This window comes from Salinispora goodfellowii (assembly GCF_059570675.1).
This window is the reverse complement of record NZ_JCANTD010000003.1, coordinates 62754-86267: the sequence shown is the minus strand read 5'-3', so window position 1 is coordinate 86267 and position 23514 is coordinate 62754. Positions and strand designations below refer to the sequence as shown.

Here is a 23514-nt window from a genome sequence, read left to right as displayed (position 1 = left end):
GCATACCTCGCGAGCGGCGGCATTCGGGCTGCTCACGGGCGTGATTCGGTCGGCACGAGAGAAAGTCAGGGAGGTGGCCCCAATGGAGATCTACAGCAACGCGCGTCCGTTGGTGTCCCCCGCTGCCGTCGCTCCGCTGTCGGCCGTCCAAGTGGCCCGCACCGCTGCGCGACCGTTGGTTCCGCAGACGCACCAGGTCGAGACCCAGGCCGAGCTGATTCTCGCGCTGGCGCCATGCGGCATCCAGGGGACCAGTGGTTTCACGGGCAAGGGCGTTGATAGCGCCAAGCGGCGCGTGGACGTCCGCGGTGTTCCACCTCGAGGTAGACCGGTCTGATTACCGACCACCGGCTCACCTTGAGGCCGCGGAACCCGCATACCGGGATCCGCGGCCTTAGTTTTTGTCCCGTCGAAGTATGTCGGAAATGCGATCCAAGAGATCGAAAAGTGAGAGAGAGGTGACCGGGCGATGAGTCTGGCGTTGGCCCCACTCGACCTGAGCGTCGAGTTGGAGGCGAACCTGCCCTGCCGGAAGTTCGACCCCGACCTGTGGTTCTCTGACTCGCCCTCCGAGCTTGAGGTGGCCAAGTCGCTCTGCGGGGACTGCCCGCTGCGCGTCGAGTGCCTTGCTGGCGCGGTGGAGCGAGCTGAGCCCTGGGGCGTCTGGGGTGGCGAGATCTTCGAGCGTGGCGCGGTGGTCCCGCGTAAGCGGCCCCGAGGCCGTCCTCGTAAGAAAGATGTTGCCCGAGACGCCATGCTCCGGGTCGAGGCCGAGGCGCGACTGGAGGCCAGTGGGTTGGCCCGGCGCGACGCGGTCCGGCTGGCGGCCTGACAACCACCCGATCGTTCCACCCTTCGCCGGTGTTCGCACTGGCCACGAGAAAGTTGACGAGGATGCTCAAGCAATCGAACAAGTTCGAACTGCAATTACTGAACGAAGTGTTGGCGAGGGCTCGAATGCGCCGGCCTCAGGCCGGTCGCACCACCACGAGCACTGAGGCTTATCGCTCCGCCCGTACCGTCGCCATGACCGCTCACCAGCGGTCGGCGCGCGAGTTGGGCATCGGTTAGTCAGCTGGGCCCGCTTCCCCTTTCGGTGGGGAGCGGGCCCGTTGGCTAACACCGCTGGGACGGGCGCGTCCGGCTACCGCCGGATGCGCCCGTCACCGCATCACGCTATTGGGGCGAAGCCGGGTAGCCAGCGCTCCAGGATTCCCCGGTACGGCGCCTTCGCCTCCAGCTGGCAGAGCACCCCGATCGAGCCGAGCGTGACCCGGTGGATCAGTAGGTACGACGGGGGCAGGTTGAGGTGTCGGCTGAGTTGGTAGGCGGGCGAGCGAGGGTTGGCCAGCCGGGCCGCCTCAGCCCGTAGCCAGGCGCGGGTGAACCGGAACTCCTCGGCGGCGACCGGCGCCAGCATCGGTTGGAGGAAGTCCAACAGTGCCGGCCCGTCGATCGCCGCGCTGTTGCTGACGAAGCCCTCGTCACGCAAGCCGGCCATCACCTCTTCGGCATCTCCCCGCAAGGCCAGTCCGGCGATGCGGCCGATCGGCTCGGGGGTCCCCTCGGGTAGCCGGGCCACCGCGCCGAAGTCCACCACCCCGAGCCGGCCGTCGGCCAGCAACCGGAAGTTGCCCGGATGCGGGTCGGCGTGGAGCAGTCCGGCCCGCATCGGCGCGGAGAGGTGCAGGGTGGCCATCAACCGGCCGGCCTCGTCCCGCTCTTGTTCGGAGCCCTCCCGGATGATCTGCGACAGCGGAGTTCCCTCGACCCACCCGGTCACGAGGACCCGAGGCGACGCGGCGACCACGGCCGGGATGTGGATCTCCGGGTCGTCCGCGTACGCCGTGGCGAAGGCGCGCTGCGACTCGGCCTCCAGTTCGTAGTCGAGCTCCTCGGTGATGCGTTCCCGGAGTTCGGCGAGGAGTGGTTTGATGTCCAGCCCCGGCTGGATCGCCCGGAACATTCCACCGAGCCGGGAGAGCTGCTTGAGGTCGGTGAGCAGGGCCTCCCCCGCACCGGGGTATTGGATCTTGATCGCCACGTCGCGGGTGTTCGGCGCGCCGGTCGCGTCGTAGCCCGGCTCCCGCCACTGCGCGCGGTGTACCTGCCCGATGCTGGCGGCGGCGACCGGTGTGTCGTCGAACTCCACGAACCGGTCCCGCCAGTCCGGGCCGAGTTGCTCGGCGAGTACCCGGTGTACGGAGGCGGCGGGCAGCGGCGGTGCGGCCTCCTGGAGTTTGGTCAGCGCCTGTCGGTAGGGGGCGGCCATCTCCTCGGGCAGCGCCGCCTCGAAGACCGACAGCGCTTGGCCGAACTTCATCGCGCCGCCTTTGAGCTGCCCGAGGACGCTGAAGAGCTGTTCGGCGGTACGTTGCTGGATCTCCGCGGAGATGACGTCAGAGGCGAGCCCGGTGACGCGTTTGCCCACACCGAGGACGGTCCGGCCGGCGAAGCCGAGCGGCAGGGTGGCGAGCTTGGCGGTCCGGGAGACGGCCCGGCGCGGGATTTCGGTCACCTGGCTATTGTGACCGACCGCGGCGACGAGCGCGGCGCCTCACGTTCCGCGACCGGAGCAGGTGCAGGAGGGGTGGGGTGCCCAATGCCGGCGACGTAGCCGGCCGTCGGCGGTGACCTCGACGGAACCGCTGACGGTGGCCGGGACTCCGCCGTCGAGGTGGCCCAGGGCTTCGCTGGTGGCGTACGCCACGGCGGCGAGCAGCGTTGTCGTCGCGCAGGCCAACTCCGGCGTGCCGCTGGCGAGCTGGGCGGCGAGCGTCGGCCAGCCCGGGTCGCGGTCCCTTCGATGCAGGTCGAGGCAGTTCAGGCAGGGACCGGTCGGTGGTCGGACCAGCGGGCCGACGACCGGCACGCCCTCCCGGAGGTCGACCAGCAGGTGTACCTGTCGGCGTTGGTGGTGGGCGGCGGCGAGCAGGGGAGCCGGGCGGTCCGTACCGCACTGCAGCACGAGGTCGATCCGGCCGGGTCGGAGCGGGCTGGTGGCGGTGCCGGGGGCGGTGCGGCCGAGGGTGTCCCGGACTGCGTTGGTGAGTGGCTGGCCGAGGTCGGCGGCGGGTATTCCGGTGCCGACGAGGTCCGCCGGTGCCACCGGGCCGGCCAGGTGTGGCTGCACGTGGCCGACCCCGGCCTGGGCCAGGGCGACGGCGACGGGAGCGCCGAGGCGACCGGCGCCGGTTACCAGCACCCGTGCCGTGCGACGGCGGCGCAGTACCTGTGCGGGCGTGCCGGCTCCTCGCTGGTTGGCCAGGGCGAGGGCGCCGGCCTCGGCGGCGAGCCGGGTTCGTGGCGGACCGGTCAGGTCGCGGGGTAGGAGGGTGTGCGCGGGTACGACCAGGCCGGCGGTGCGGAGCGCCTCGAGCAGGGTGCGGGCCTCGTCCCGTCCCACCTCGATTCGGTTGGCCTGGTCCAGGACGTGCCGCTCGCTGTGCGCGCCGTCGAGCAGGTCGAGGAGGCGGGCGGTGCGGGGGTTGGCCAGCTCCAGCAGGACGGCCCGGCTCGGATCGACACCCAGTTGCAACGTGTGTCGGTCCCGCCAGAGGCGGGTGAGGCCGGGCAGCAGGGTTGGCCGGGGCAGGGCGGTAAGGCTCATGAGTACGAACAGTGGTCGTGTCTGAGCTTTCCGTCGAACGTTGTCCACAGGTACGCGGAGTCCGGCCCGGGGTTTTCCACAGGAAGTGGCGAGTTCTCCACAGGCCGCGGGCCCGCCTGTCCGGCAACCGACATTGGCTGGGTGGTGGAAGGGGCGCCCTTCCACCACCCAGAAAGGCGTTAGACCTTTGCTTTACCCAGAATGCGGTTCACTGTTGTGCCGCACACCGGGCACTTGCCCTTGGCCATGTTCATCCCGGTCTTGGAAACCTCGACGCGCCCCTCGAAGTCTCGCTTCTCCTTGCACTTGACGCAGTAGCCGTTGTAAGTCTGGGCCTGGTCGGCCACGGGTGCCTCCTCGTCTCGTCCACCGGCGAACGCTCATCCGGCGGGGTTCCAGCGGCGGGGCCGTGCGGGCGCCGGCGCTGGGCCTTCCGTCGTGGTCACAGGCGTGACCACTGGTCCGCGGACCCTACCCAGGACTGGGGGGTTCCATGTCAACTCCTCATCGACACTGTGAGCAAGTTGACGACGAGAGTGTGCACGGCGAATAAGCTCGGATAAGTGAGTTTGGTGGGGACACGCCGGACGGATGCCCTGAAAAACGGCGCAGGGTGCCCACAGGTGACGGGAGCCAACCGGATCATCCTGGAGTGGGGCTTGCCTTCGCGCTATTTCCCGAGCACCCTATCGCGGAAAATTTTCGGGACTCCTGGCGACCAACGCTTATTTTTCGGGCGCGTGTCGCGGGTTGACCCTTGCGGACCCCGGGCCACCACGAAGTAACTTTTCCTCGTGGCAGGAATCCGAGGCGGCGCGGCTCGCTGATGGCAGCACCGCGGAAGCCGGTGGTCGAGGTGCGGCGCAGCCAGCGCCGCCGGCGCACGGTGTCCGCGTACCGCGACGGCGAGCGGGTTGTCGTCCTGATCCCGGACCAGTTCTCCCGAGCTGAGGAGAGCGAGTGGGTGGACCGAATGCTTGCTCGGCTCGCCGCCCGGGAGGGCCGGGTGGTCCGATCCGACGACGAACTGCTCGCCCGCGCCACTCGACTGATCGCCCTCTACCTGGCCGACCATGGGCGTGACGCGATCCCGGCCAGCGTTCGCTGGGTGACCAATCAGACCGGCCGTTGGGGTTCATGCACCCCAGCCGATCGGACGATTCGCATCTCCCACCGGCTGCAGGATATGCCGGACTGGGTGATCGACTATGTCCTGTTGCATGAGCTGGCCCACCTGATCGTCCCGAGTCACAACGCCCGGTTCTGGCAGCTCGTCGGTCGGTACCCGAAGACCGAGCGGGCCCGCGGCTACCTGGAGGGCGTCGCGGCCGTCTCCTCCTCCTGACACCTCCCGGCGGGGCGTAGGGTCGGTGCGTGGTACGACGGTTGGTGGTTGCCCTACTCGCGCCGGTTTCCTGGACGCCGCCGGAGATCGACCCGACTGACTGGCGGACGGCGCTCGCCGAGGACGTGGTTGACCTACTCGCCACCCTGACCGAGGTGGAGACCGCCGTTGCCGTGGCCGAGGCCGACCGGTGGCTGGCCGACGCCGTGGTCTGGCCCGGCACCACCGTCTACCAGCTTCCGCGTCCCACCGTTGCGGCCGTCCTCGCCAGCTGCGGGCGGACCGCCCGGCCGAGCCGGCCGGCCAGCGTCAACCGCGCCGGGGCCGGGCACGGATACGACCAGGTGGCCGTGGTCGCCGGGGACGCCCCGGACCTGCCGGGGTTGACCATCGGCAAGCTGCTTCGGCCGCTCACCACCCGGCCGATGGCCGTGGCCCCGGTGGTGGGTGCCGACACCGGCCTGCTCGGCGCGGCGGCCCGACTGCCCCTACCGGAGTGGCTACCGGCGTTGGACCTGGATCGGGCGGTGCCCGCCGCGGTGCGCGCGGCGGCGCCGCACCCCGGCGAACTCGCCGTCACCGCGGGGTGGCATCGGCTGCGTAGCCCGGCCGACCTGGCCCGACTGGACCCCGCCCTGGCTGGCTGGGACGCCACCCGCACCCTGCTCGCCGGCGCCGGCATGCTGCGCTGACCACGCCGGCATGCTGCGCTGGTCCCGGCGGGTCCGGAGCGTCAGCTGGCGGTGGGTGGGTCCTCTCCGTCGGGCTCGCCAAGGGCCTTCTCCGGCGGGCCACCCGGCGCGCTGAAGTCGAAGCTCTCCAGCTCGTCCGCATCGATCCGGGTCTGGGCGAAGGCCACCGGGTCGGCGAAGTCGTCGTCGGAGGGCAGCAGGTCGGGGTGACCCCAGAGCGCATCCCGCCCGGCGATCCCCCGGTGCTCGGTGAGGGCCGCCCAGAGCGCTGCCGCCTCGCGCAGCCGCCGCGGCCGAAGCTCCAGGCCGACCAGGGCAGCGAAGGTCTGCTCGGCCGGACCTCCGGCGGCCCGCCGCCGCCGGAACGCCTCCCCGAGCCGGACGACGTTGGGCAACCGCTCCCCGGCCGCGCTGTCAACCACGTGGCAGACCCAGCCCTCGACGAGCGCGAGGGCCGTCTCCAGCCGGGCCAGCGACGCCTTCTGGGCCGGGTTGTCCTCCGGGGTGAAGATCCCCTCCAGCGCGATCGCCTGCATCGACTCCGGGTCGGTCGGGTCGACCCGACCCATCGCCTCCTCGATCGCCTCGCGGTTGACCCGGATGCCCGAGGCGTACATCTCCACCGCGGTGAGCACGTGCCCGCGCAGCCACGGCACGTGCTCGAAGAGGCGCTGATGGGCGGCCTCGCGCAGGGCCACGTAGAGGCGTACCTCGTCCTCCGGCAGTTCCAGCCCGGCGCCGTAGTCCCGGATGTTGGCCGGGACGAGTGCCGCCGTGCCGGCCGGGCCGAGCGGCAGTCCGATGTCACCGGCGGAGAGCACCTCGGCGGCGAGCGAGCCGAGGGCCTGGCCCAACTGGCCCCCGAAGAGGGCCCCGCCGAGGGTGGCCACCATCGACTGCATCGGGCCGAGTTGGGCCCGCGCCTCCGGCGGCACCAGGTCACCCATGGCACCGACCATCCGGCTGGCCACCGGGTCACACAACTTGCGCCAGACGTCGAGGGTTTTGTAGATCCACTCATTCCGGTTCCACGCCACCGAGGCGCGGATGCCCGACGGGAGCGCCGAGCCCGACTCCAACCAGAGGTCGGCCAGCCGCAGCGCCTCCTCCACCGCGTTGCGCTCGTACGGCGAGACAGCCGGATCACCACCGGCGCTGAGCTGGCTCGCCGCCACCTGGCGGGCCAGGTCCCAGTTCACCGGACCACTGCCGGGCGCGGCGAGCAGGTGCTGCAGCTGGGACATGAACTGCTGCATCTGCGCGGGGTCGTTGGGGTCTGGTGGCTGGCCACCGGGGAGCGCGAAACCGAACGGAATATCAGGCACGGGGTCTACGGTACGCGCGCCGCGCCCCAGGTCGCGTCGGCTGGCGTCGCGTCAACGGTGAAGTCCTGGCAGGTCCGCCGGGCCAGCGCACTCGGTCGGTACGCTCTGCCGCATGAGACGTCGCGGCATGACCGTCCTGCTCGGTGCCATTTTTGTTGCCCTGCTCGGCATCGGTGTGCTCGCGGCGCCCATCCCGTACGTGGTGCTGGGTCCCGGCCCCACCGTCAACACGCTGGGCACCGAGGACGGCACGGAGGTCATCCAGGTCGAGGATCAAGAGACCTTCACCTCGGCGGGGGAGTTGCGGTTGACCACGGTGGGGGTGCAGCCCTCGGTCAAGTTGCGCGGTGCCATCCAGGGCTGGTTCTCCGACGACGAGGCGGTGGTGCCGCGGGAACTGGTGTACCCGCCGGGGGAGAGCCGCGAGGAGGTCGAGGAACGCAACGCGGAGGACTTCGAGGCATCCCAGTCCAGCGCGGAGACGGTCGCGCTGCGCGAGCTCGGATTCCCGGTGACGGTCCAGGTCAAGACGGTAACCGCGGACGGACCCTCGGCCGGTCTGCTCCGTCCGGGCGACGTGGTGACCTCCGTTGACGGTCAGCCGGTCCCGGTGGCCGTCCGGCTGACCGAGTTGATCCAGGCCGAGCCGGCCGGCACCGTCCTGGAGATCGGCTACACCCGCGACGGGACCCCCGGGACGGCGCGGATCACGACCCAGGAGCGGGACGGCAAGCCCCGGATCGGGATCGGGATCGAGCAGCAGCAACCGCATCCGTTCACGCTGACGATCGACCTGACGGACATCGGTGGCCCGAGCGCCGGGCTCATGTTCGCCCTCGGCATCATCGACAAGCTGACCCCGGAGGATCTGACCGGTGGGCAGATCATCGCGGGCACCGGCACGATCGATGACCTGGGCCGGGTCGGCCCGATTGGCGGCATCCCCCAGAAACTGGTCGGCGCCAAGGAGGCCGGCGCCACCGCCTTCCTGGTCCCGGCCGAGAACTGCGCCGAGGCGGTCCGCAACCGCCAGCCGGACCTGCCGCTGCTCAGGGTGGCGACGCTGGACGATGCGTTGACCGCGCTCGAGGAGCTGCGAGCAGCGGGCGAACCGACCCGCTGCTGACCCAACCGCCGGCACTCGGCGTGACCGCGGACGACAGGTTTGGGAAGACCCCGTACTCTGGTGGCCTGGTCGGAGCCGATCAATCGAACGTGCGGAGCCAACAGTGGTTATGCGTAGCAGCGCCCCCATGCCGAGGATGAGCCGACGCGGACGCGTCACGATTGGTGTCCTGGTCGGGGTGTTCGTGCTTTTCACCCTGCTCGGCTGGGGGGTGCAGGCCTGGACCGACTGGCTCTGGTTCGGCGAGGTCGACTACACCGCGGTCTTCAGCGGGGTGCTCGTCACCCGGCTGCTGCTCTTCCTCGTGGTCGGCCTGGCCATGGCGGCGATCGTCGGTGGCAACCTCTGGCTGGCGCATCGACTGCGGCCCCGGCTGCGACCGCAGTCGCCGGAGCAGGCCACCTTGGAGCGGTACCGGATGCTGCTCAGCCCTCGGCTCGGCATCTGGTTCACGGTGGTCGCCGTCGTGGTCGGCCTCTTCGCGGGGCTGTCCGCGCAGGGCAGGTGGAGCGAGTGGCTGCTGTTCCGCAACGGTGGGGACTTCGGAGTCAAGGACCCGGAGTTCGGGGTGGACATCGGCTTCTACGTCTTCGACCTGCCGTTCTGGCGCTATCTGCTCGGGGCCGCCTTCACCGCCGTGGTGTTGGCCCTGCTCGGGGCGCTCGCGGTGCACTATGTCTTCGGCGCGATCCGGCTCCAGGGCGTGGGGGACCGGATGAGCACCGCGGCGCGGGCGCACCTGAGCACGTTGATCGCGCTCTTCGTGTTACTCAAGGCCGTCGCGTACGTGCTCGACCGGCGGACGATGCTGCTGGAGTACAACGACGGCGCCAACGTCTACGGTGCCGGTTACGCCGACGTCAACGCGTTGCTTCCGGCGAAGGAGATCCTCGCCTACATCTCGGTCGTCGTGGCGATCGCGGTCCTCGTCTTCTCCAACGCCTGGATGCGGAACCTGGTCTGGCCGGGCATCTCGCTGGCCCTGCTCGGGGTCTCCGCGGTCGCCATCGGCGGCATCTATCCGTGGGCGGTGCAGACCTTCGAGGTCAAGCCGAGCGCCCGGGACAAGGAGGCGCGGTACATCGAGCGCAGCATCGAGGCGACTCGGGCGGCCTTCAGTCTGGGCGATGCCGATAGCACGCGATACGCGGCGAGTAACCTGCAACCACCGGGGAGTCTCGCCACCGACACCGCGGTGGTGCCGAACGCCCGACTGCTGGATCCACAGCTGGTCAGCGAGACGTACACGCAGCTTCAACAGGTCCGTGGCTTCTACGATTTCGGCCCCAAGCTCGACATCGACCGCTACACCGTCGACGGGGAGACCCAGGACTACGTGGTCGGGGTCCGTGAGATCAACTATGGCGAGCTGACCACGCAGCAGAGCAACTGGATCAACCGGCACACCGTCTACACCCATGGTTACGGTTTGGTCGCTGCCCCGGCGAACCGGGTGGTCTGCGGTGGCCAGCCGTACTTCGTCTCCGGCTTCCTCGGGGAGCGGTCACAGGAGGGGTGCGCGGCGCAGGTTGACCAGATCCCGGCCAGCCAGCCGCGGATCTACTACGGCGAGCGGATGGAGGCCGGCGACTACGCCATCGTCGGTAAGACGAACCCGGAGGCCAGCCCCGCCGAGTTCGACCGGCCGGTCGGCGAGGACGGATCCGAGTCCTACTACACCTACACCGGCTCGGGCGGCGTTGACGTCGGCTCGTTCGGTCGCCGGCTGCTCTACGCGATCAAGGAGCAGGAGTCGAACTTCCTGCTCTCCGAGGCGGTCAACGAGAACTCGAAGCTGCTCTACGTCCGTAACCCCCGGGAGCGGGTGGAGAAGGTCGCCCCGTTCCTCACCGTGGACGGCGATCCGTATCCGGCGGTGATCGATGGCCGGGTGACCTGGATCATCGACGGCTACACCACCGCCGCGACCTACCCCTACGCGGAGCGGATCAACCTCCAGACCGAGACCACCGACGAGCTCACCAACCGGGGCACCTTCCAGCAGGCCCGGGAAAACATCAACTACATCCGGAACTCGGTCAAGGCAACGGTCGACGCGTACGACGGCACGGTCACCCTCTACGAGTTCGACGACGGTGACCCGGTACTCCGGGCGTGGAACAAGGCCTTCGGCGGCGACCTGATCAAGCCAAAGACGGAGATTCCGACCGAGCTGAGCGCCCACTTCCGCTACCCGGCTGACCTGTTCAAGGTGCAGCGGAACGTGTACACCCGGTTCCACGTGACCAACCCCGGTGACTTCTACTCCGGGCAGGACTTCTGGCAGGTGCCGAACGTGCCGGACGCACCGGACAGCGGTCAGAAGCAGCCCCCGTACTATCTCTTCACCCAGATGCCGGGGCAGGAGGAGCCGCGGTTCCAGCTCACCTCGGCGGTGACGCCGAACCGACGGCAGAACCTCGCGGCGCTGATGTCTGGCTCGTACGTGGACGGCAAGCCGCGGCTTGAGGTGTACGAGCTGCCGGAAGACACGCGGATCTCCGGCCCGGTGCAGGTGCACCAGCAGATGACCAACAACGCCCAGATTCGGCAGCAGCTGAACCTGCTCTCGTCGAACCAGGCGCAGGTCCAGTACGGCAACCTGCTCTCCCTGCCGTTCGGTAACGGCATGCTCTACGTCGAGCCGGTTTATGTGAAGAGCAACCAACAGCAGGCCTATCCCCTGTTGCAGAAGGTGCTCCTCTCCTACGGCGACGGTGGGTCGTTCGTCGTCCTGGCCGACAACCTCACCGACGGCATCAAACAGCTCGTCGAGCAGGGTGAAGAGGCCGGCGCGCCGTCGCCGCCGCCCTCCGACGACGAGACGCCCCCAAGCCCGGATCCGACCCCGACGACTCCGAGCGCCACCCCACCCCCGCTCACGGGCGACGTGGCGGCGGCGGCCCAGCGGGTTCAGGAGGCGATTGTGGAGCTCCGGGCCGCGCAGGAATCCGGCGACTTCGAGCGCTATGGCCGGGCGCTGCAGGCGTTGGATGAGGCGGCCGCGGCCTTCGAGCAGGCAGCGGGGTCGCCGCCCGCTGCCACGCCGACCACGGCACCGTCTGGCTCACCGTCGCCGGGCGGCTGACCCCAGCACGTACGATCAACAACGCCCTCCGGGATTCCCCGGGGGGCGTTGTCGTGGGGGCTCGGTGGAGGACGTTTTGCGTTGGCCCGGGGTAGTGCGCTAACGTTTACAAGCCGACGCGGGGTGGAGCAGCTCGGTAGCTCGCTGGGCTCATAACCCAGAGGTCGCAGGTTCAAATCCTGTCCCCGCTACTTGTTCGAAAGCCCCGGAGGATTCTCCGGGGCTTTCGCGCATTGGTGGACCGGTCCGGCGGGACGTCCTGAGCCGACCACCATCACCCGCATCCCCGCTGGAGGGGGTCAGGCGGGGCCGCCGGTTTGGCGGGTGTAGCGCGCAACGATCACACCACTGGCCAAGGGCTGCGTCGAGGTGAGCGTGAAGCGGTGCGGGTCGAAGTCCCGGTCAACCAGCGGGATACCGCTGCCGGCGATGACCGGGTTGAGTTTGAGTACCAGTTCGTCGAGTTCGTCGAGGAGCTGACCGGCGAGCTGTCCGCCACCGCAGAGCCAGATGTCCCGGCCGGGCCGTGCCTTGAGCTGGCGGACGAAGGAACTCGGGTCGCCGGAGACGATCTCTACGTCCGGGTAGCTGGCCGGGGCCAGCGAACGGCTGAAGACGTACTGCGTCAGGTGGTCGTAGGGGCTGGTGTGTCCGAGCTTGAGGCCCGGCTCGTAGGTGACGCGGCCCATCAGCACGGTGTCGAAACGACCGGTGGCCGGGGCTGTGACACCGAGTTGGGCGTGGGCGAAGGTGGGCAGCGTCTGGGGCCATTCGGCCACCAGGTAGGACGCCAGATCGGGCCCTAGGGGGAAGAAGTCGAACGATCCGTCGGGTGCGGCGATGAAGCCGTCGAGCGTGGCGGCGACGAAGTAGACGAGCTTACGCAAAGCGACTCCGATGTTCGGGCGGTCCACAGAGGTGGTCGTGGATCGGCGCGAATCTACAACATCGCTCGTGGATGTCCTGGGTAAATACCGGGCGGGGGGGGGGGTACAGATCATGGTCGGATCTGATGGGGTACAGTAGTGAAGCCGACGCGGGGTGGAGCAGCTCGGTAGCTCGCTGGGCTCATAACCCAGAGGTCGCAGGTTCAAATCCTGTCCCCGCTACTTGTTCGAAGGCCCTGGATGTTTCCTCCAGGGCCTTCGTCGTACCCGGCTTGCGCGGTTCGGCCAGGATGGGGTCATGTCTGTATTCGCGAAGTGGTGGAGCCGGCTCAGCACGGTCTTCGGTGCGGTGGTACTGGCGGTTTTTGTCCCGGTGGCGGCCTGGGCGGCCAGTGGCCCGGGTGAGTTGGTGGTCGAGGCCGCCCGGCGCCGCCGCGGGGGCTTCGGCTTCCTCGGGTTCTTTTGTTGCCTGGTCGTGGTCGTCGTGATCGTGTTGCTCGCCCTGCGGGTCCTCCGTGGTCGGCGCGGCCCCCGGCGCTGAGTCGACCGGCGGCTGCGGGCTCCCGGCGCGCGTTTCGGTCAGTCATCCGGACCGTGCTCTGCCGGCGTGGGCCGATCTGGGCCGCGTGATGTACTTGCTCGCGTGGAACTTCTGCACTCGGGCAAGGTCCGGGATGTCTACGCTGACGGCGACGACCTGATCCTGGTCGCCTCGGACCGCGTCTCTGTCTACGACGTCGTGCTGCCGACGCCGATCCCGGAGAAGGGCAAACTGCTCACGGCACTCTCGCTGTGGTGGTTCGACCAGCTCGCCGAGCTGGTGCCGAACCACGTGCTCTCGGCGACCGACGTGCCGCCGGAGTTCGCCGGCCGGGCGATTCGGTGCCGGCGACTGGAGATGGTTCCGGTGGAGTGCGTCGCCCGGGGCTATCTGGTCGGCGGCGGCTTCGCCGAGTACCAGCGCACCGGAGCGGTCTCCGGGATCGAACTGCCACGCGGGATGGTTGAGGCGGCCGCCCTGCCGGAGCCGATCTTCACCCCCTCCACCAAGGCGCCGGTAGGAGAGCACGACCAGCCGATGACCTTCGGTGCGGTGGTGGACAAGGTTGGCGCGGAGACCGCCGAGCGGCTGCGCCAGCTCACCCTCGACGTGTACCGACGGGGAGCCGAACTCGCCGCCGACCGGGGAATTCTGATCGCCGACACCAAGATCGAGTTGGGTTGGGCCGCCGATGGCACGCTGACGATCGGCGACGAGCTGCTGACCTCGGACTCGTCTCGGTTCTGGCCGGCCGAGTCGTACCAGCCGGGGCGCGCCCAGTTCTCGTACGACAAGCAGTATGTGCGGGATTGGGCCACCAGGAGCGGGTGGGACAAGCAGAGCCCGGCGCCGGAGGTGCCGGGTGAGGTCGTTGCCGCCACCCGGGCCCGCTACGTGGATGTCTACGAGAAACTCACCGGCGAGCGCTGGAGCTGATCGGGTCGTGGTGTCGGTAGCTGTGCGCCAGCTCGCCGTTTCAGTGGAAGCGCCCATCCTGAGCTCGGTGCCCAGATCTGCACCCACCTGGGGGTGCCCCTCTACCCAGCTCGGGTGTCCCGGCGCCGTTCGGCTGAACCACCCTGCCCCCGGCTAGTCGGGAGCGGCGTGTGGGGCCGGCAGGAGGGTGGTGATGCGGACCACCGTGCCGGCCCGGCCGGATGCCACAGCCATGGTGTCGCTCAGCTCGCGGGCGAGCCAGAGCCCCCAGCCGCCGACCGATTCAGGGGCCGGGCGGCGGTGGTCTCCGAGTAGCCGGCTGCTGACTCCATCCCCATGATCGGAGACCTCGCAGACCAGGCTCCCGGCCTGCCGCCACATCCGTAGCGACCCGCGGCCGCCGCCGTGGCGAACCGCGTTGGTGGTCAGCTCGTTGACTGCCAACACGAAATCGTTGAGCCGCTGGCCGCGTAGACCCGCCGCGTGCGAGCGGGCGGCGGCCGCGTGGCGGAGCTGGGTCACCTCTCCCCGGTCGAAGGTGGCGATCAACAGGCAGGGTTCCGGAGGCGCAGCCGTGCGCGGTAGGTCCGGGTCTGCGTTCGTCATGGCCCTTCCCGGCAGGGGGTCACGGTGCGGAATAGTGGCAATTCTCACCGTACGCCAGGGTCGCTACCCGGATCGTGGCCGGCTGCCGAGGGCTAGACCGCCGGCGGCGGGCGGGTCTCGTGGACCGCCAGTTCCTCCGCACTCGCACCGCCTCCCGCCGAACCCGCGTCGTACGCGACCGAGTCGGTCTCCTGGTCGGGATGGACGCCCTCGTCCGGCTCGACCAGCCGACCCACCTGGGCGTCGGCCCCGCTACCGAGCAGGCCGTGGTCGTAGAGGGAGACCGGGGAGTTCGGATCGGAGGAGGGCCCCGGTTCGAACACGTCCGCGTCGAGCTGGGCTTGGGCGGCCTGCTCTGGGCTGTTCGCCTCGGCGGCGATGTCCGGGTCCACCGGGCCGGCCAACGGATCATCCGCCGGCCGCTCATACCGCTCCCGGCCGAGTTTGGCATCCAACGACTCGCCGTCGAGTTGTTCGTCGGCGGTGGTCCCGAACCGGTCGACCGCAACCGGCATCCGGTCTCCGGGCAGCTGAGCCGGGTCCGGGCCGTCTGCCTCCCGCCCAGTCCGGACATTGTCCTTCGCCGTCGAGTCGTCGTCGGCGGTGTCGGGCAGGCCCATCGCCTCCGGGTCGGACACCGGAGTCGGGTACTCGTCGTCGCGCATGCCGGTGCTCTACCCGCTGCCCCACGTCTCATAACCGTCGCTCCGGCCGCTGTTGCCAGTCTGCTGGTGCCGGTGGCGCTCCACCGCCGATCTACCAGGTTTCGGCTCCCCAGCCCCCGGGGTAATGGGACCCTCTGACCGGGAGGACCCCGCCACTGTGACGATGCCTGGAGGTGACCATGCGCGTCGGTCTCGTCTCCGCGCACGCGGACCCGTTCCGGCCTGCCGGTGGCCGGTCTGTCGGGACCCATCAGCACATCGCCCGGGTTGCCGCTGAACTCGCCGGGCGGGGGCACGACGTCCGGCTCTACGAGCGCCACGACGGCCCGGACCAGGCGGCGACGGTGACGGCGGACGGCTACCTGGTCGAGCGGGTCCCGGTCGGTCCCGCCGCGGCGGTGCCCACCGGCGAGTTGGTTGGCTACGTCGCCGAGTACGGCCGTTGGCTGACCGGTCGGTGGGCGGACGACTGGGTGCCGGAGCTGGTGCACGGGCACTACTGGCTCGGTGGGCTCGCCGCCGCGAACGCCGTTCGCGAGACCGAGATCCCGATCGTGCAGACGTTCCACTCGCTCGGATTCGAACAGCTGCGCCGCCTCGGTACGCGCTACGGTGCGCCACCGGAGCGAATTCCGTTGGAGCGGGCCCTCGTTCGCGTGGTGGACATCGCGGTGGCTCAGTCCAACGACGAGGTGGACGAGTTGGCCCGGATGGGTCTGCAACGTGCCTCCGTGGCGCTGGTCCCACCGGGGGTGGACGCGGAGCTGTTCCACCCGGACGGGGAGGCGGCGCCGCGCGAGGCGCGACCGCGGATCCTCTCCGTGACGACCCTCGACCCCGGCCATGGCCAGGAGGATCTGATCCGGGTGATCCGGATGATTGGCGACGCGGAACTGGTGATCGTCGGCGGCCCGTCGGGCGAGCGGCTCGCTGGGCACACCGAGGCACGCCAGCTCCTGGAGCTGGCCGAACGCAACGGGGTGGCCGACCAGGTGACTCTGGTGGGGGCGGTGCCGCACGAGCAGCTGGCCACCTGGTACCGCTCGGCGGACGTGGTGGCCTGTACGTCGGGCTACCTGTCGGCCGGTCGGGTGTCCTTGGAGGCGATGGCCTGCGGCGTGCCGGTCGTCGGGTACGCGACGGGTGGGATCGCCGACGCCGTCGTGGACGAGGTCACCGGACGGCTGGTCCCGCCGGGCGATGTACGTGCCCTGGGGGTGACGCTGCGTCAGCTGATGGCCGACAGCGCCGGGCGGTTCGCGTACGGGCACGCCGCCGTGGACCGGGTGCGGTGTAGCTACACGTGGGAGCGGACCGGCGCTGCCCTGGAGCGGCTCTACGAGCGGGTGGTCCGTTCTCGCGCCCCGGTTGAGGCCGCCTGAGCGCTCAGCCGCCCCGCCGGCGCCGAGCTGGCCGGGCCAACGCTGACCACGACCCGTTCCCGCCTACCGGTCGCGGGGTGCTGGTGCTGCGGCTCCGCGTACCGGGTCAGCCCCAGCACGGCGGCGAGGGTGACCAGGAAGCCGGCCGCGGCCAGCCACTCCCGTCCCGGCCAGATCTGGTCGCCGAGCAGCAGCAGCCCGATGACGGCTGCCGGCACCGCCCCGGCCGCGTCCATCGCGGCCACGGCTGCCGTGGTTGACCCGCGTTGCATCGCCAGGCCGAGTAGCAGCTGGCCGATGACCGAGTGGGCCACCAGCAGGTAGAACAGCGGATTGCCGAGGAACTGCTCCGCCGAGTGGGTTGAGGCGAGTGGTCGGGCTGCCACCGCCGCGGCGGAGAAGGCCAGGCCGGCGAGGGAGCCGAGCGCGACCGATCCGGGCGCGCCGTGCAGCCGTACCGCGAAGAAGCCCAGGAGGGCGATCACGCCCAGGGTTGCGGCCAGGGCTACCAGGCCGGCGGTGCCGAGCGGCCGCGAGGGTGCCGGCCGGGCCGAGAGCACCAGCCCGGCGATCCCGGCGACGAGCAGTACCAGCAGAACGACCTCCGCCCGGGGGAGTCGCCACCTCAGCAGGAGTACCCCGAGCAGGGCGGTCACGCCGAGCCCCGCCGCCATGCTGGCCTGCACCAGGAAGAGCGGCAGGTCCCCTCGGGCCAGGAAGGCCAGCACGAAACCGCCGACCTGGCAGCCCAGACCGAGCAGGTAGGTGCGGTGTCCGGCCAGTCGCAGCAGCAACCCCGGGTCGAACGAGTGGTGCACGGTGGTACGGGCCGCCGCGACTGACTGGAGGAGGTTGGCGATCCCGTACGCGATGATCATTGCCGCAAGGAAGCACCAACCGGAGGAAACCACAGCAGAGAGGATAGAGGGCTGACTGAGATCAGCGCGCAGGTGCTAGCCCCAGGCGGGCGAGGACGCCGGTGTGCAGCGGACCGTTCGTGGCGACCGCGCTGATCCCGCCGGGGCCGGCGGCCCCCGGGGCGGGCTGGCCGGCCAGGTCGGTGATGGTGCCGCCCGCCTCGGTCACGATCGGTACCAGCGCGGCGATGTCCCACAGCGACAGCTCCGGCTCCACCATGATGTCCAGCGCGCCCTCGGCCAGCAGCATGTAACCGTAGAAGTCGCCGTACGCCCGGCTGCGCCACGCGTCCCGCATGATCTGGAGGACCGCCGGCAGCCGTCCGCGATCCTCCCAGCCGTCGAGTGAGGAGTAGCAGAAACTGGCATCGGTCAGCTCGGCCACCGCCGATACCTGGACCGGCGCGCCGGACGCCTGGTCCGGCCCCGCGTACGCCCCCTCGCCGAGCGCCCCCCACCAGCGCCGCCCCAGGGCCGGCGCGGAGACCAGGCCGGCGACCGGTTGGTCCCCCTCGAGTAGGGCGATGAGCGTGGCCCACACCGGTACGCCGCGAACGAAGTTCTTCGTTCCGTCGATCGGGTCGATCACCCACTGCCGCCCGCCTGGGCGGGCGGCGGACTGCTCGCCGTACTCCTCACCGAGGAGGCCGTCGTCGGGGCGCTCGGCGCCGAGCAGAGCCCGGATCTCCCGCTCGACCGCGGTGTCGGCGTCGGAGACCGGGGTGAGATCTGGCTTCGTGTCCACCCGCAGGTCCACGGCGCGAAACCGGGCGGTGGAGACCGCGTCGGCGGCGTCTGCGAGGCGATGGGCGAGGGTGATGTCGGCGGCGTAACCCTTCATCCAGGGAACAGTAGTGCCGGTCTGGTCAACTCTCCGCCGACGGGCTTCTCGGGTCTCGGGAACTGGGCTTGGTGCGTGGTTCGCTCTCGCCCGTGCGCGAGGCGAGGAGCCGCCGGTACGAGGCCAGCCGGCGCGGGTCGGCCTCGCCGGCCCCGACCCGGGCGCCCAGCCCGCAGAGCGGCGTACCGGCGGTGTGTGGGCAGTTCGCCGGGCAGTCGGCTGCCCCCTCGGCGAGGTCGGGGAAGCCGTGCAGGAGGCTCTCGGCGGAGACGTGGGCCAACCCGAAGCTGCGGATTCCCGGCGTGTCGATGATCCAGCCCTCGGCGGCGTCGGCGACCGGTGGCAGCCGGAGCGCCACCACACTGGTTGACGTGTGCCGGCCCCGACCGATCGCGCTGACCTGGCCGACTGCCCGGGTGGCCGCGGGGACCAGGCGGTTGACCAATGTCGACTTGCCGACGCCGGAGTGCCCCACCAGCACCGAGATCCGTCCGGCCAGGAGGCCGCGTAGCGCGTCCAGGTTCGCCTCGGGGCAGATCAGGACGGAGGGCAGCGCCAACTCGGTGTAGTACCCGAGCACCTCCTCCGGTCCGGCGAGGTCGGCCTTGGTGAGGCAGAGCAGCGGTTCGATGTCGGCGTCGTACGCGGCCACCAGGCAGCGGTCGATGAAGCCGGTCCGGGGCGGCGGATCGGCCAGTGCGCTGACGATCACGAGCTGGTCGGCGTTGGCGACGACGACCCGTTCCAGTCGTCCTTCGGCGGTGGTCGCGTCATCCTCGGCGGTACGTCGCAGCACCGAACTGCGGCCGGCTATGCGTACGATCCGGGCCAGCGCCCCGGGCGTTCCGGACGTGTCGCCGACCAGCCCGACCCGGTCGCCCACCACGACGGACTTGCGACCCAGCTCCCGGGCCCGCATCGCGGTCACCGGTGTCTGCTTCGGGTCGGCGTTCGCCAGCACGCAGGTGTAGCGGCCGCGGTCCACGGCGATGACGAACCCCTCGACCGCGTCCGCGTGGTGCGGACGCTTTCGGGTACGCGGGCGTGAGGATCTGCCGGGCCGAATCCGGACGTCGTCCTCGTCGTACTCCCGCCGCCTCGTCGCCAGGACAGCTCCCCTCAGCTCTTGCCGGCTACCATCGCCGACCATAGCGTCGGGAATTCCGGCATCGTCTTCGAGGTGCAGGCGATGTCGCTCAGCTCGATGCCGGGCACCGCCAGCCCGGCGATCGCGGCGGCGTGCGCCATTCGATGGTCGTGGTAGGTCTCGAACACTCCGCCGCGTAGCGGTCGGGGTCGGATTTCCAGCCCGTCCTGAGATTCGGTGAGGTCGGCGCCGAGCGCGGTGAACTCGCGGGCGAGTGCCGAGATTCGATCGGTCTCGTGCCCCCGGATGTGGGCGATCCCGGTGAACCGGGAGGGGGAGTCGGCGAGCATCGCCAGCGCGGTCAACGCCGGGGTCAGTTCACTCACGTCGGAGAGGTCGGCAGTCAGGCCGTGCACGCTGCCGGTGCCCCGCACGGTCAGCCCGGCGGTGGAGAGGGACACTTCGCCCCCCATCCCCTGTAACAGCCCGCGGAGCCGCTCGACTGGTTGGACGCTGCCGCCCGGCCAGCCGGTCACGGTGACCTCTCCCCCGGTGACCAGCGCGGCGGCGAAGAAGGGGACCGCGCCGGAGAGGTCCGGTTCGATCTCCCAGCCCCGCCCGGTCAGTGGGCCCGGTTCGACCGTCCAGACGTCGGGGGTGGTGTCGTCGATGGCGGCACCGGCGGCTCGCAGCATCTGCACCGTCATTCGCAGGTGGGGCGCGGAGGGCACCGGTGGGCCGACGTGTCGGACGACCACCCCTCGGTCGAAGCGGGGCGCCGCCAGTAGCAGCCCGGAGACGAGCTGACTGGAGGCGCTGGCGTCGATCACGACCTCACCGCCGCGAATGCTTCCGGCGCCGAGCACAGTCAGCGGCAGACTTCCGGAGGCCGGCGAGGTGATCCGGACGCCGAGGTGGCGCAGCGCGTCCAGGAGTGGTCCGAGCGGACGTTGGCGGGCCTGCGGGTCGCCGTCGAAGGTGATTCGACCGTCGGCGAGGCCGCCCACCGGGGGCAGGAAGCGCATCACCGTGCCGGCGAGGCCGACATCGATGTGTGCCGGTCCGGCCAGCGGGTGCGGCCGGATCAGCCAGCGTTCGTCGTCGCTGATCGAGACGTGCGCACCCATCGCCCGTAACCCGTTGGCCATCAACTCGGTGTCCCGGGCCCGTAGGGGCCGGGCGAGCGTCGATGGGCCGGTAGCCAGGCCGCTGAGCACCAGGGCGCGCGCGGTCAGTGACTTGGAGCCGGGTAGGCGCAGCGCCGTCGTGACCGGATCCGAGGCGGTCGGTGCGGTCCACGGCCGCAGCGGCCGGGTAGCGGTCAGATGTCCCACGGTTACATTCTGCGCCTTCGCGAACCGTTACTGACGGCTACCCCCGGTTGTTGGCTCGGTTCGCGGGACGGCGGGCGACCAGTTGGGGCGCTAGCGTGTCCGGTGTGTGCGGGAGATACGCGACGACCCGGTCCGCGGGGGACCTGAGCGCGATGTTCGAGTCGTACGACGAAACGGACGGTCGGCTCAGCGCAGCCTACAACGTCGCCCCCACCGATCCGGCGCCGTTGGTTCGGGCCACTGCGGCCGGCCAGCGGTCACTCGCCCTGGGGCGCTGGGGCTTCGTCCCAGCCTGGTCGCGCTCCCTGGCCGGCGCTGCCCGCATGATCAATGCTCGGGCTGAGACGGTGGCCACCAGTCGGGCGTACGCCGGTGCCTTCGCCCGCCACCGTTGTCTGCTGCCGGCGGACGGTTGGTACGAGTGGGTCCGTCACCCGGGTGGCAGGCAGGCGTACTACCTGACTCCCCGGGATGGCTCGGTGGTTGTCTTTGCCGGCATCTGGTCGGTGTGGAGGGGACCCGACGGTCCGTTGCTCACCTGCGGCATCGTGACCACCCCCGCCCGTGGTGACCTGGTCGACGTGCATGACCGGATGCCGCTGTTGTTGCCCACCGAGCGGTGGAGCGCCTGGCTGGGGCCCACGGACCGGCCGGTGGACCTGCTCGCCCCGCCGTCGCTGGCGTGGCTGGCCGGGCTGGAGATTCGTCCGGTTGGGCCGGCGGTCGGCAATGTCCGTAATGATGGCCCGGGCCTCGTCGAACGGGTCACCGCGTCGGTGCCGCACCGGCGTGGCAGCGGGCTCGGAGGGGAGACACTTTTTTGATGTCTCCGCCTTTGGTCTAGGCGATTTGCCGGTTTTAAGAGCAAAACTCTCTTGGTAAATTTAACTTTTTCCCGCTACCCCTTGTATCGACTTCAAAAAGTGCGATACACCAGATCGCCGGTGGTGGGCATCGATTCGCCTGCGGCGAAGCGCGCCCTAGATTTCCGGTCCCACGGGGGAGGTGGGTGGATGACCAGGGCACGACTGCCCCGTCCACACGAGGTTGCTGCGGCACGACGTGACACGCGCCTGTTGCGGGCGCTGCACGAGCGTCAGCGAGACGAAGCATGGCGCACCAGAGGTCTGTGCCAGAGCGTTGACCCGGAAACTTTCTTTCCGGCGCCCAACGAGCCGGCGGACGCCGCTATCGCGCTCTGTCACACCTGCGATGTCCAGGGGGCTTGTCTCGCCTGGGCGCTGGAGGTCGGCGACTGCTACGGCGTGTGGGGTGGCACCACCCCGCGCGAACGCCGGGCCATGCTCGTCGCCTGGCGCGGCGACGGCCAGCCCGCGGTCACGGACGCTGCCCGGCCGCTGGTCCGGGGCCGGCGGCTGACCCCGGTGCCGCTCGGCAGTTGAGGGTCGGTGTGCCGCGTGTCCGGAGCAGGGTCGCGACGGTCAGAATGGTGGTGTGTCGCCGACCGAGGAGATCAACACCCCGCACGGGCCGGCCGGGATGGACCTCGACCGGCCAGCCGGTTCGCCGTCCGCCCTGCTGGTGCTCGGTCATGGGGCGGGCGGCGGGGTGGATGCGCCGGACCTACTCGCGCTGCGCGACGCCGCGCTGGCCGCCGGTCTGGTCGTTGCCCGGGTGACTCAGCCCTACCGGCTCGCGGGCCGGCGCGCGCCCGCGCCCGCGCGGCAGCTCGACGCGGCCTGGACGGCGGTGTTGTCCGTGCTTCGGGCGCGGTGTCCCAAAGTTCCGCTGGTGGTGGGCGGCCGCTCCAGTGGCGCCCGGGTGGCCTGCCGTACCGCCGACGCGGTGGGGGCAGCCGGCGTGGTGGCCCTGGCGTTTCCGTTGCACCCACCGGGCCGACCGGAGCGGTCGCGCGCCGCCGAACTGCCGGCCAGCGTGCCAACGGTGGTGGTGAACGGCGACCGGGATCCGTTCGGAATACCGGTCGCCGCGGTGTCGACGGTGCGCGTCATCACCCGGCCGGGGGAGCGGCATGAGCTGCGCAGGGATCCGCTGGGCACGGCGGCGGTGGTCCTCGACTGGCTGCGAGCCGGTGGCTGGACCCGCCCTCCGGGTCGGTCGTCGCGTGGGGCCGCACCGCCTGACTGCACCGATGAGGCGTGACCGCGGTGGGAGACTCTCGTTGCTCTGGATGGCGCCGCCCGCCCAACCCGGCGGCGCCGGTCCTCCCGGGCCCTTCCTGGTCCCAGTTCCGGTCCCCGCCGAGGTCGGGCCGGGGCCAGGAAAGGGGGTCGATGGCTGGAATCCCGCCCCGCCGACTTGCGTTACACCCCGCGGACGACTTTTCCGACGAGGGGGTGGCCGATGCCGGTCGAGACGCAGGCCCGGGAGCTGGACGATCGGAACACGCGGCGGCTACACCGGGTGCTGGAGGGGTCGAGCTGGCCCGCGGTGGCGTCGGTGGCCCAGGTCTCGGTCGGGCACCTGGGCGGAAGTGAATCTGTCGGCGAGCGGGTACACGTATCCTCGGCGGGGAAACAGCCGACGCGAGGGGATGTGCGGTTGACCACCGAGAAGACGGACGAGCGCAGGGCCCGCTTCGAGCGGGATGCGATGCCCTTCGTTGACCAGCTCTACGCAGCCGGCCTACGGATGACCCGCAACCCGGCAGACGCCGAGGACCTGGTCCAGGAGACGTATCTGAAGGCGTACGCGGCCTTTCACCAGTTCGAGCAGGGCACCAACCTGAAGGCCTGGCTGTATCGGATCCTGACCAATACCTACATCAACTCCTACCGGCGGCGGCAGCGGCAGCCGATTCAGGCGCCGACCGAGGAGATCACCGACTGGCAGCTTGCCGAGGCCGAGTCGCACACCTCCAGCGGGCTGCGCTCCGCGGAGACGGAGGCGCTGGATCGGTTGCCGGACAGCGACATCAAGCAGGCCCTCCAGCAACTGCCCGAGGAGTTCCGGCTGGCGGTCTACCTCACCGACGTCGAGGGCTTCTCCTACAAGGAGGTTGCCGAGATTATGGGTACGCCGATCGGCACGGTGATGTCCCGCCTGCACCGCGGTCGTCGTAATCTGCGCAAGCTGCTGGAGCAGTACGCGGCCGAGCGGGGCTTCAGCTCTGCGTCGTCGGCCAAGGGCTCGACCGGCCGGGGGGTGTGA

Annotated in this window: 24 protein-coding genes, 2 tRNA genes and 1 pseudogene; 16 read left to right on the top strand and 11 right to left on the bottom strand. The window is 70.3% G+C overall.

What is annotated here, in order from left to right:
• Positions 1-82 precede the first annotated feature (82 nt).
• The gene (locus T398_RS05180) at positions 83-337 is read left to right on the top strand and encodes a hypothetical protein (RefSeq protein ID WP_496445105.1); all 255 of its coding nucleotides are present in this window, start codon (positions 83-85) and stop codon (positions 335-337) included.
• 132 nt (positions 338-469) lie between these two features.
• The gene (locus T398_RS05175; protein ID WP_496445103.1) at positions 470-832 is read left to right on the top strand and encodes a WhiB family transcriptional regulator; all 363 of its coding nucleotides are present in this window, start codon (positions 470-472) and stop codon (positions 830-832) included.
• A gap of 339 nt (positions 833-1171) precedes the next feature.
• On the opposite strand, the gene T398_RS05170 is transcribed toward T398_RS05175, so the two are convergent.
• From T398_RS05170 to T398_RS05160, 3 genes are all read right to left on the bottom strand, one after another.
• Entirely contained in the window at positions 1172-2518 is a 1347-nt protein-coding gene (locus T398_RS05170) for an ABC1 kinase family protein (RefSeq protein WP_496445101.1), read from the bottom strand.
• A 39-nt stretch (positions 2519-2557) separates the two neighbouring features.
• Entirely contained in the window at positions 2558-3610 is a 1053-nt protein-coding gene (locus tag T398_RS05165; RefSeq protein WP_496445099.1) for a hypothetical protein, read from the bottom strand.
• 179 nt (positions 3611-3789) lie between these two features.
• Positions 3790-3957, bottom strand: a complete 168-nt coding sequence (locus T398_RS05160; RefSeq protein WP_012014940.1) for a DUF5679 domain-containing protein — start codon at positions 3955-3957, stop codon at positions 3790-3792.
• 479 nt (positions 3958-4436) lie between these two features.
• Here T398_RS05160 and T398_RS05155 point away from each other — a divergent pair, with 479 nt between their 5' ends.
• Both T398_RS05155 and T398_RS05150 read left to right on the top strand, forming a co-directional pair.
• Positions 4437-4955, top strand: a complete 519-nt coding sequence (locus tag T398_RS05155; protein WP_496445097.1) for a M48 metallopeptidase family protein — start codon at positions 4437-4439, stop codon at positions 4953-4955.
• A gap of 29 nt (positions 4956-4984) precedes the next feature.
• Positions 4985-5647: a hypothetical protein gene (locus tag T398_RS05150; RefSeq protein WP_496445095.1), complete on the top strand. Its 663-nt coding sequence runs from the start codon at positions 4985-4987 to the stop codon at positions 5645-5647.
• A 41-nt stretch (positions 5648-5688) separates the two neighbouring features.
• Here the strand turns inward: T398_RS05150 and T398_RS05145 are convergent, their stop codons facing one another.
• On the bottom strand, positions 5689-6903 hold the full coding sequence (locus T398_RS05145) for a zinc-dependent metalloprotease (RefSeq protein ID WP_496445446.1): 1215 nt from the start codon (positions 6901-6903) through the stop codon (positions 5689-5691).
• Positions 6904-7084: 181 nt separating this feature from the next.
• On the opposite strand from T398_RS05145, the gene T398_RS05140 reads away from it, so the two are divergent.
• The 3 genes from T398_RS05140 (at position 7085) to T398_RS05130 (ending at position 11377) form a co-directional block, all read left to right on the top strand.
• Positions 7085-8098 (top strand): YlbL family protein, encoded by a 1014-nt coding sequence (locus tag T398_RS05140; protein WP_496445093.1) that lies wholly within the window; start codon positions 7085-7087, stop codon positions 8096-8098.
• Between the two features lie 109 nt (positions 8099-8207).
• Positions 8208-11186, top strand: a complete 2979-nt coding sequence (locus T398_RS05135; protein ID WP_496445091.1) for a UPF0182 family membrane protein — start codon at positions 8208-8210, stop codon at positions 11184-11186.
• Positions 11187-11303: 117 nt separating this feature from the next.
• Positions 11304-11377, top strand: a tRNA-Met gene (locus tag T398_RS05130).
• 108 nt (positions 11378-11485) lie between these two features.
• On the opposite strand, the gene T398_RS05125 is transcribed toward T398_RS05130, so the two are convergent.
• The gene (locus T398_RS05125; protein ID WP_496445089.1) at positions 11486-12100 is read right to left on the bottom strand and encodes a dihydrofolate reductase family protein; all 615 of its coding nucleotides are present in this window, start codon (positions 12098-12100) and stop codon (positions 11486-11488) included.
• A gap of 121 nt (positions 12101-12221) precedes the next feature.
• Between T398_RS05125 and T398_RS05120 the strand changes: the two genes are divergently transcribed.
• The 4 genes and pseudogenes from T398_RS05120 to T398_RS05105 all read left to right on the top strand — a co-directional run.
• A tRNA-Met gene (locus T398_RS05120) sits at positions 12222-12295 on the top strand.
• A 76-nt stretch (positions 12296-12371) separates the two neighbouring features.
• The gene (locus T398_RS05115; protein WP_496445087.1) at positions 12372-12614 is read left to right on the top strand and encodes a hypothetical protein; all 243 of its coding nucleotides are present in this window, start codon (positions 12372-12374) and stop codon (positions 12612-12614) included.
• 102 nt (positions 12615-12716) lie between these two features.
• The gene (locus T398_RS05110; RefSeq protein ID WP_496445085.1) at positions 12717-13550 is read left to right on the top strand and encodes a phosphoribosylaminoimidazolesuccinocarboxamide synthase; all 834 of its coding nucleotides are present in this window, start codon (positions 12717-12719) and stop codon (positions 13548-13550) included.
• Between the two features lie 22 nt (positions 13551-13572).
• Positions 13573-13673: pseudogene (locus T398_RS05105) on the top strand (ribose-phosphate diphosphokinase); the annotation flags it as partial.
• A gap of 30 nt (positions 13674-13703) precedes the next feature.
• Here the strand turns inward: T398_RS05105 and T398_RS05100 are convergent.
• Both T398_RS05100 and T398_RS05095 read right to left on the bottom strand, forming a co-directional pair.
• Positions 13704-14156 carry an ATP-binding protein gene (locus T398_RS05100; RefSeq protein WP_496445083.1) on the bottom strand — a complete coding sequence of 151 codons (453 nt, stop codon included), beginning with the start codon at positions 14154-14156 and terminating at the stop codon, positions 13704-13706.
• A gap of 92 nt (positions 14157-14248) precedes the next feature.
• The gene (locus tag T398_RS05095) at positions 14249-14821 is read right to left on the bottom strand and encodes a DUF5709 domain-containing protein (RefSeq protein WP_496445081.1); all 573 of its coding nucleotides are present in this window, start codon (positions 14819-14821) and stop codon (positions 14249-14251) included.
• Positions 14822-15000: 179 nt separating this feature from the next.
• On the opposite strand from T398_RS05095, the gene T398_RS05090 reads away from it, so the two are divergent.
• Positions 15001-16203, top strand: coding sequence for a glycosyltransferase (locus tag T398_RS05090; protein ID WP_496445445.1), 1203 nt, complete (start codon positions 15001-15003; stop codon positions 16201-16203).
• Here the strand turns inward: T398_RS05090 and T398_RS05085 are convergent.
• The 4 genes from T398_RS05085 to aroA all read right to left on the bottom strand — a co-directional run bounded on the left by T398_RS05085 (position 16158) and on the right by aroA (position 20382).
• A complete protein-coding gene (locus T398_RS05085; RefSeq protein ID WP_496445444.1) occupies positions 16158-17081 on the bottom strand; it encodes a hypothetical protein in 924 nt (307 codons plus the stop codon). The two genes, T398_RS05090 and T398_RS05085, sit on opposite strands and share 46 nt — an antisense overlap.
• A gap of 61 nt (positions 17082-17142) precedes the next feature.
• The gene (hisN, locus tag T398_RS05080; protein ID WP_496445079.1) at positions 17143-17961 is read right to left on the bottom strand and encodes a histidinol-phosphatase; all 819 of its coding nucleotides are present in this window, start codon (positions 17959-17961) and stop codon (positions 17143-17145) included.
• Between the two features lie 25 nt (positions 17962-17986).
• Positions 17987-19111: a ribosome small subunit-dependent GTPase A gene (rsgA, locus tag T398_RS05075; protein WP_496445077.1), complete on the bottom strand. Its 1125-nt coding sequence runs from the start codon at positions 19109-19111 to the stop codon at positions 17987-17989.
• Positions 19081-20382, bottom strand: a complete 1302-nt coding sequence (gene aroA, locus T398_RS05070) for a 3-phosphoshikimate 1-carboxyvinyltransferase (RefSeq protein ID WP_496445075.1) — start codon at positions 20380-20382, stop codon at positions 19081-19083. The genes rsgA and aroA overlap by 31 nt, the downstream gene beginning before the upstream one ends.
• 104 nt (positions 20383-20486) lie before the next feature.
• Here aroA and T398_RS05065 point away from each other — a divergent pair, with 104 nt between their 5' ends.
• The 4 genes from T398_RS05065 (at position 20487) to T398_RS05050 (ending at position 23514) form a co-directional block, all read left to right on the top strand.
• Positions 20487-21206 (top strand): SOS response-associated peptidase, encoded by a 720-nt coding sequence (locus T398_RS05065; RefSeq protein WP_496445073.1) that lies wholly within the window; start codon positions 20487-20489, stop codon positions 21204-21206.
• Positions 21207-21395: 189 nt separating this feature from the next.
• Positions 21396-21785 carry a WhiB family transcriptional regulator gene (locus tag T398_RS05060; protein WP_496445071.1) on the top strand — a complete coding sequence of 130 codons (390 nt, stop codon included), beginning with the start codon at positions 21396-21398 and terminating at the stop codon, positions 21783-21785.
• 52 nt (positions 21786-21837) lie between these two features.
• The gene (locus T398_RS05055; RefSeq protein ID WP_496445069.1) at positions 21838-22506 is read left to right on the top strand and encodes an alpha/beta hydrolase family protein; all 669 of its coding nucleotides are present in this window, start codon (positions 21838-21840) and stop codon (positions 22504-22506) included.
• 201 nt (positions 22507-22707) lie between these two features.
• Entirely contained in the window at positions 22708-23514 is an 807-nt protein-coding gene (locus T398_RS05050) for a sigma-70 family RNA polymerase sigma factor (protein WP_496445067.1), read from the top strand.

Coding starts and splice junctions, on each gene's coding strand:
- T398_RS05100 (WP_496445083.1), bottom strand. CDS start 14,156: ATGACGAACGCAGACCCGGACCTACCGCGCACGGCTGCGCCTCCGGAA.
- T398_RS05115 (WP_496445087.1), top strand. CDS start 12,372: ATGTCTGTATTCGCGAAGTGGTGGAGCCGGCTCAGCACGGTCTTCGGT.
- T398_RS05135 (WP_496445091.1), top strand. CDS start 8,208: ATGCGTAGCAGCGCCCCCATGCCGAGGATGAGCCGACGCGGACGCGTC.
- T398_RS05155 (WP_496445097.1), top strand. CDS start 4,437: ATGGCAGCACCGCGGAAGCCGGTGGTCGAGGTGCGGCGCAGCCAGCGC.
- rsgA (WP_496445077.1), bottom strand. CDS start 19,111: ATGGTCGGCGATGGTAGCCGGCAAGAGCTGAGGGGAGCTGTCCTGGCG.
- T398_RS05140 (WP_496445093.1), top strand. CDS start 7,085: ATGAGACGTCGCGGCATGACCGTCCTGCTCGGTGCCATTTTTGTTGCC.
- T398_RS05050 (WP_496445067.1), top strand. CDS start 22,708: ATGCCGGTCGAGACGCAGGCCCGGGAGCTGGACGATCGGAACACGCGG.
- T398_RS05165 (WP_496445099.1), bottom strand. CDS start 3,610: ATGAGCCTTACCGCCCTGCCCCGGCCAACCCTGCTGCCCGGCCTCACC.
- T398_RS05060 (WP_496445071.1), top strand. CDS start 21,396: ATGACCAGGGCACGACTGCCCCGTCCACACGAGGTTGCTGCGGCACGA.
- T398_RS05085 (WP_496445444.1), bottom strand. CDS start 17,081: ATGATCATCGCGTACGGGATCGCCAACCTCCTCCAGTCAGTCGCGGCG.
- T398_RS05095 (WP_496445081.1), bottom strand. CDS start 14,821: ATGCGCGACGACGAGTACCCGACTCCGGTGTCCGACCCGGAGGCGATG.
- T398_RS05175 (WP_496445103.1), top strand. CDS start 470: ATGAGTCTGGCGTTGGCCCCACTCGACCTGAGCGTCGAGTTGGAGGCG.
- hisN (WP_496445079.1), bottom strand. CDS start 17,961: ATGAAGGGTTACGCCGCCGACATCACCCTCGCCCATCGCCTCGCAGAC.
- T398_RS05090 (WP_496445445.1), top strand. CDS start 15,001: ATGCGCGTCGGTCTCGTCTCCGCGCACGCGGACCCGTTCCGGCCTGCC.
- T398_RS05145 (WP_496445446.1), bottom strand. CDS start 6,903: ATGCAGCAGTTCATGTCCCAGCTGCAGCACCTGCTCGCCGCGCCCGGC.
- T398_RS05180 (WP_496445105.1), top strand. CDS start 83: ATGGAGATCTACAGCAACGCGCGTCCGTTGGTGTCCCCCGCTGCCGTC.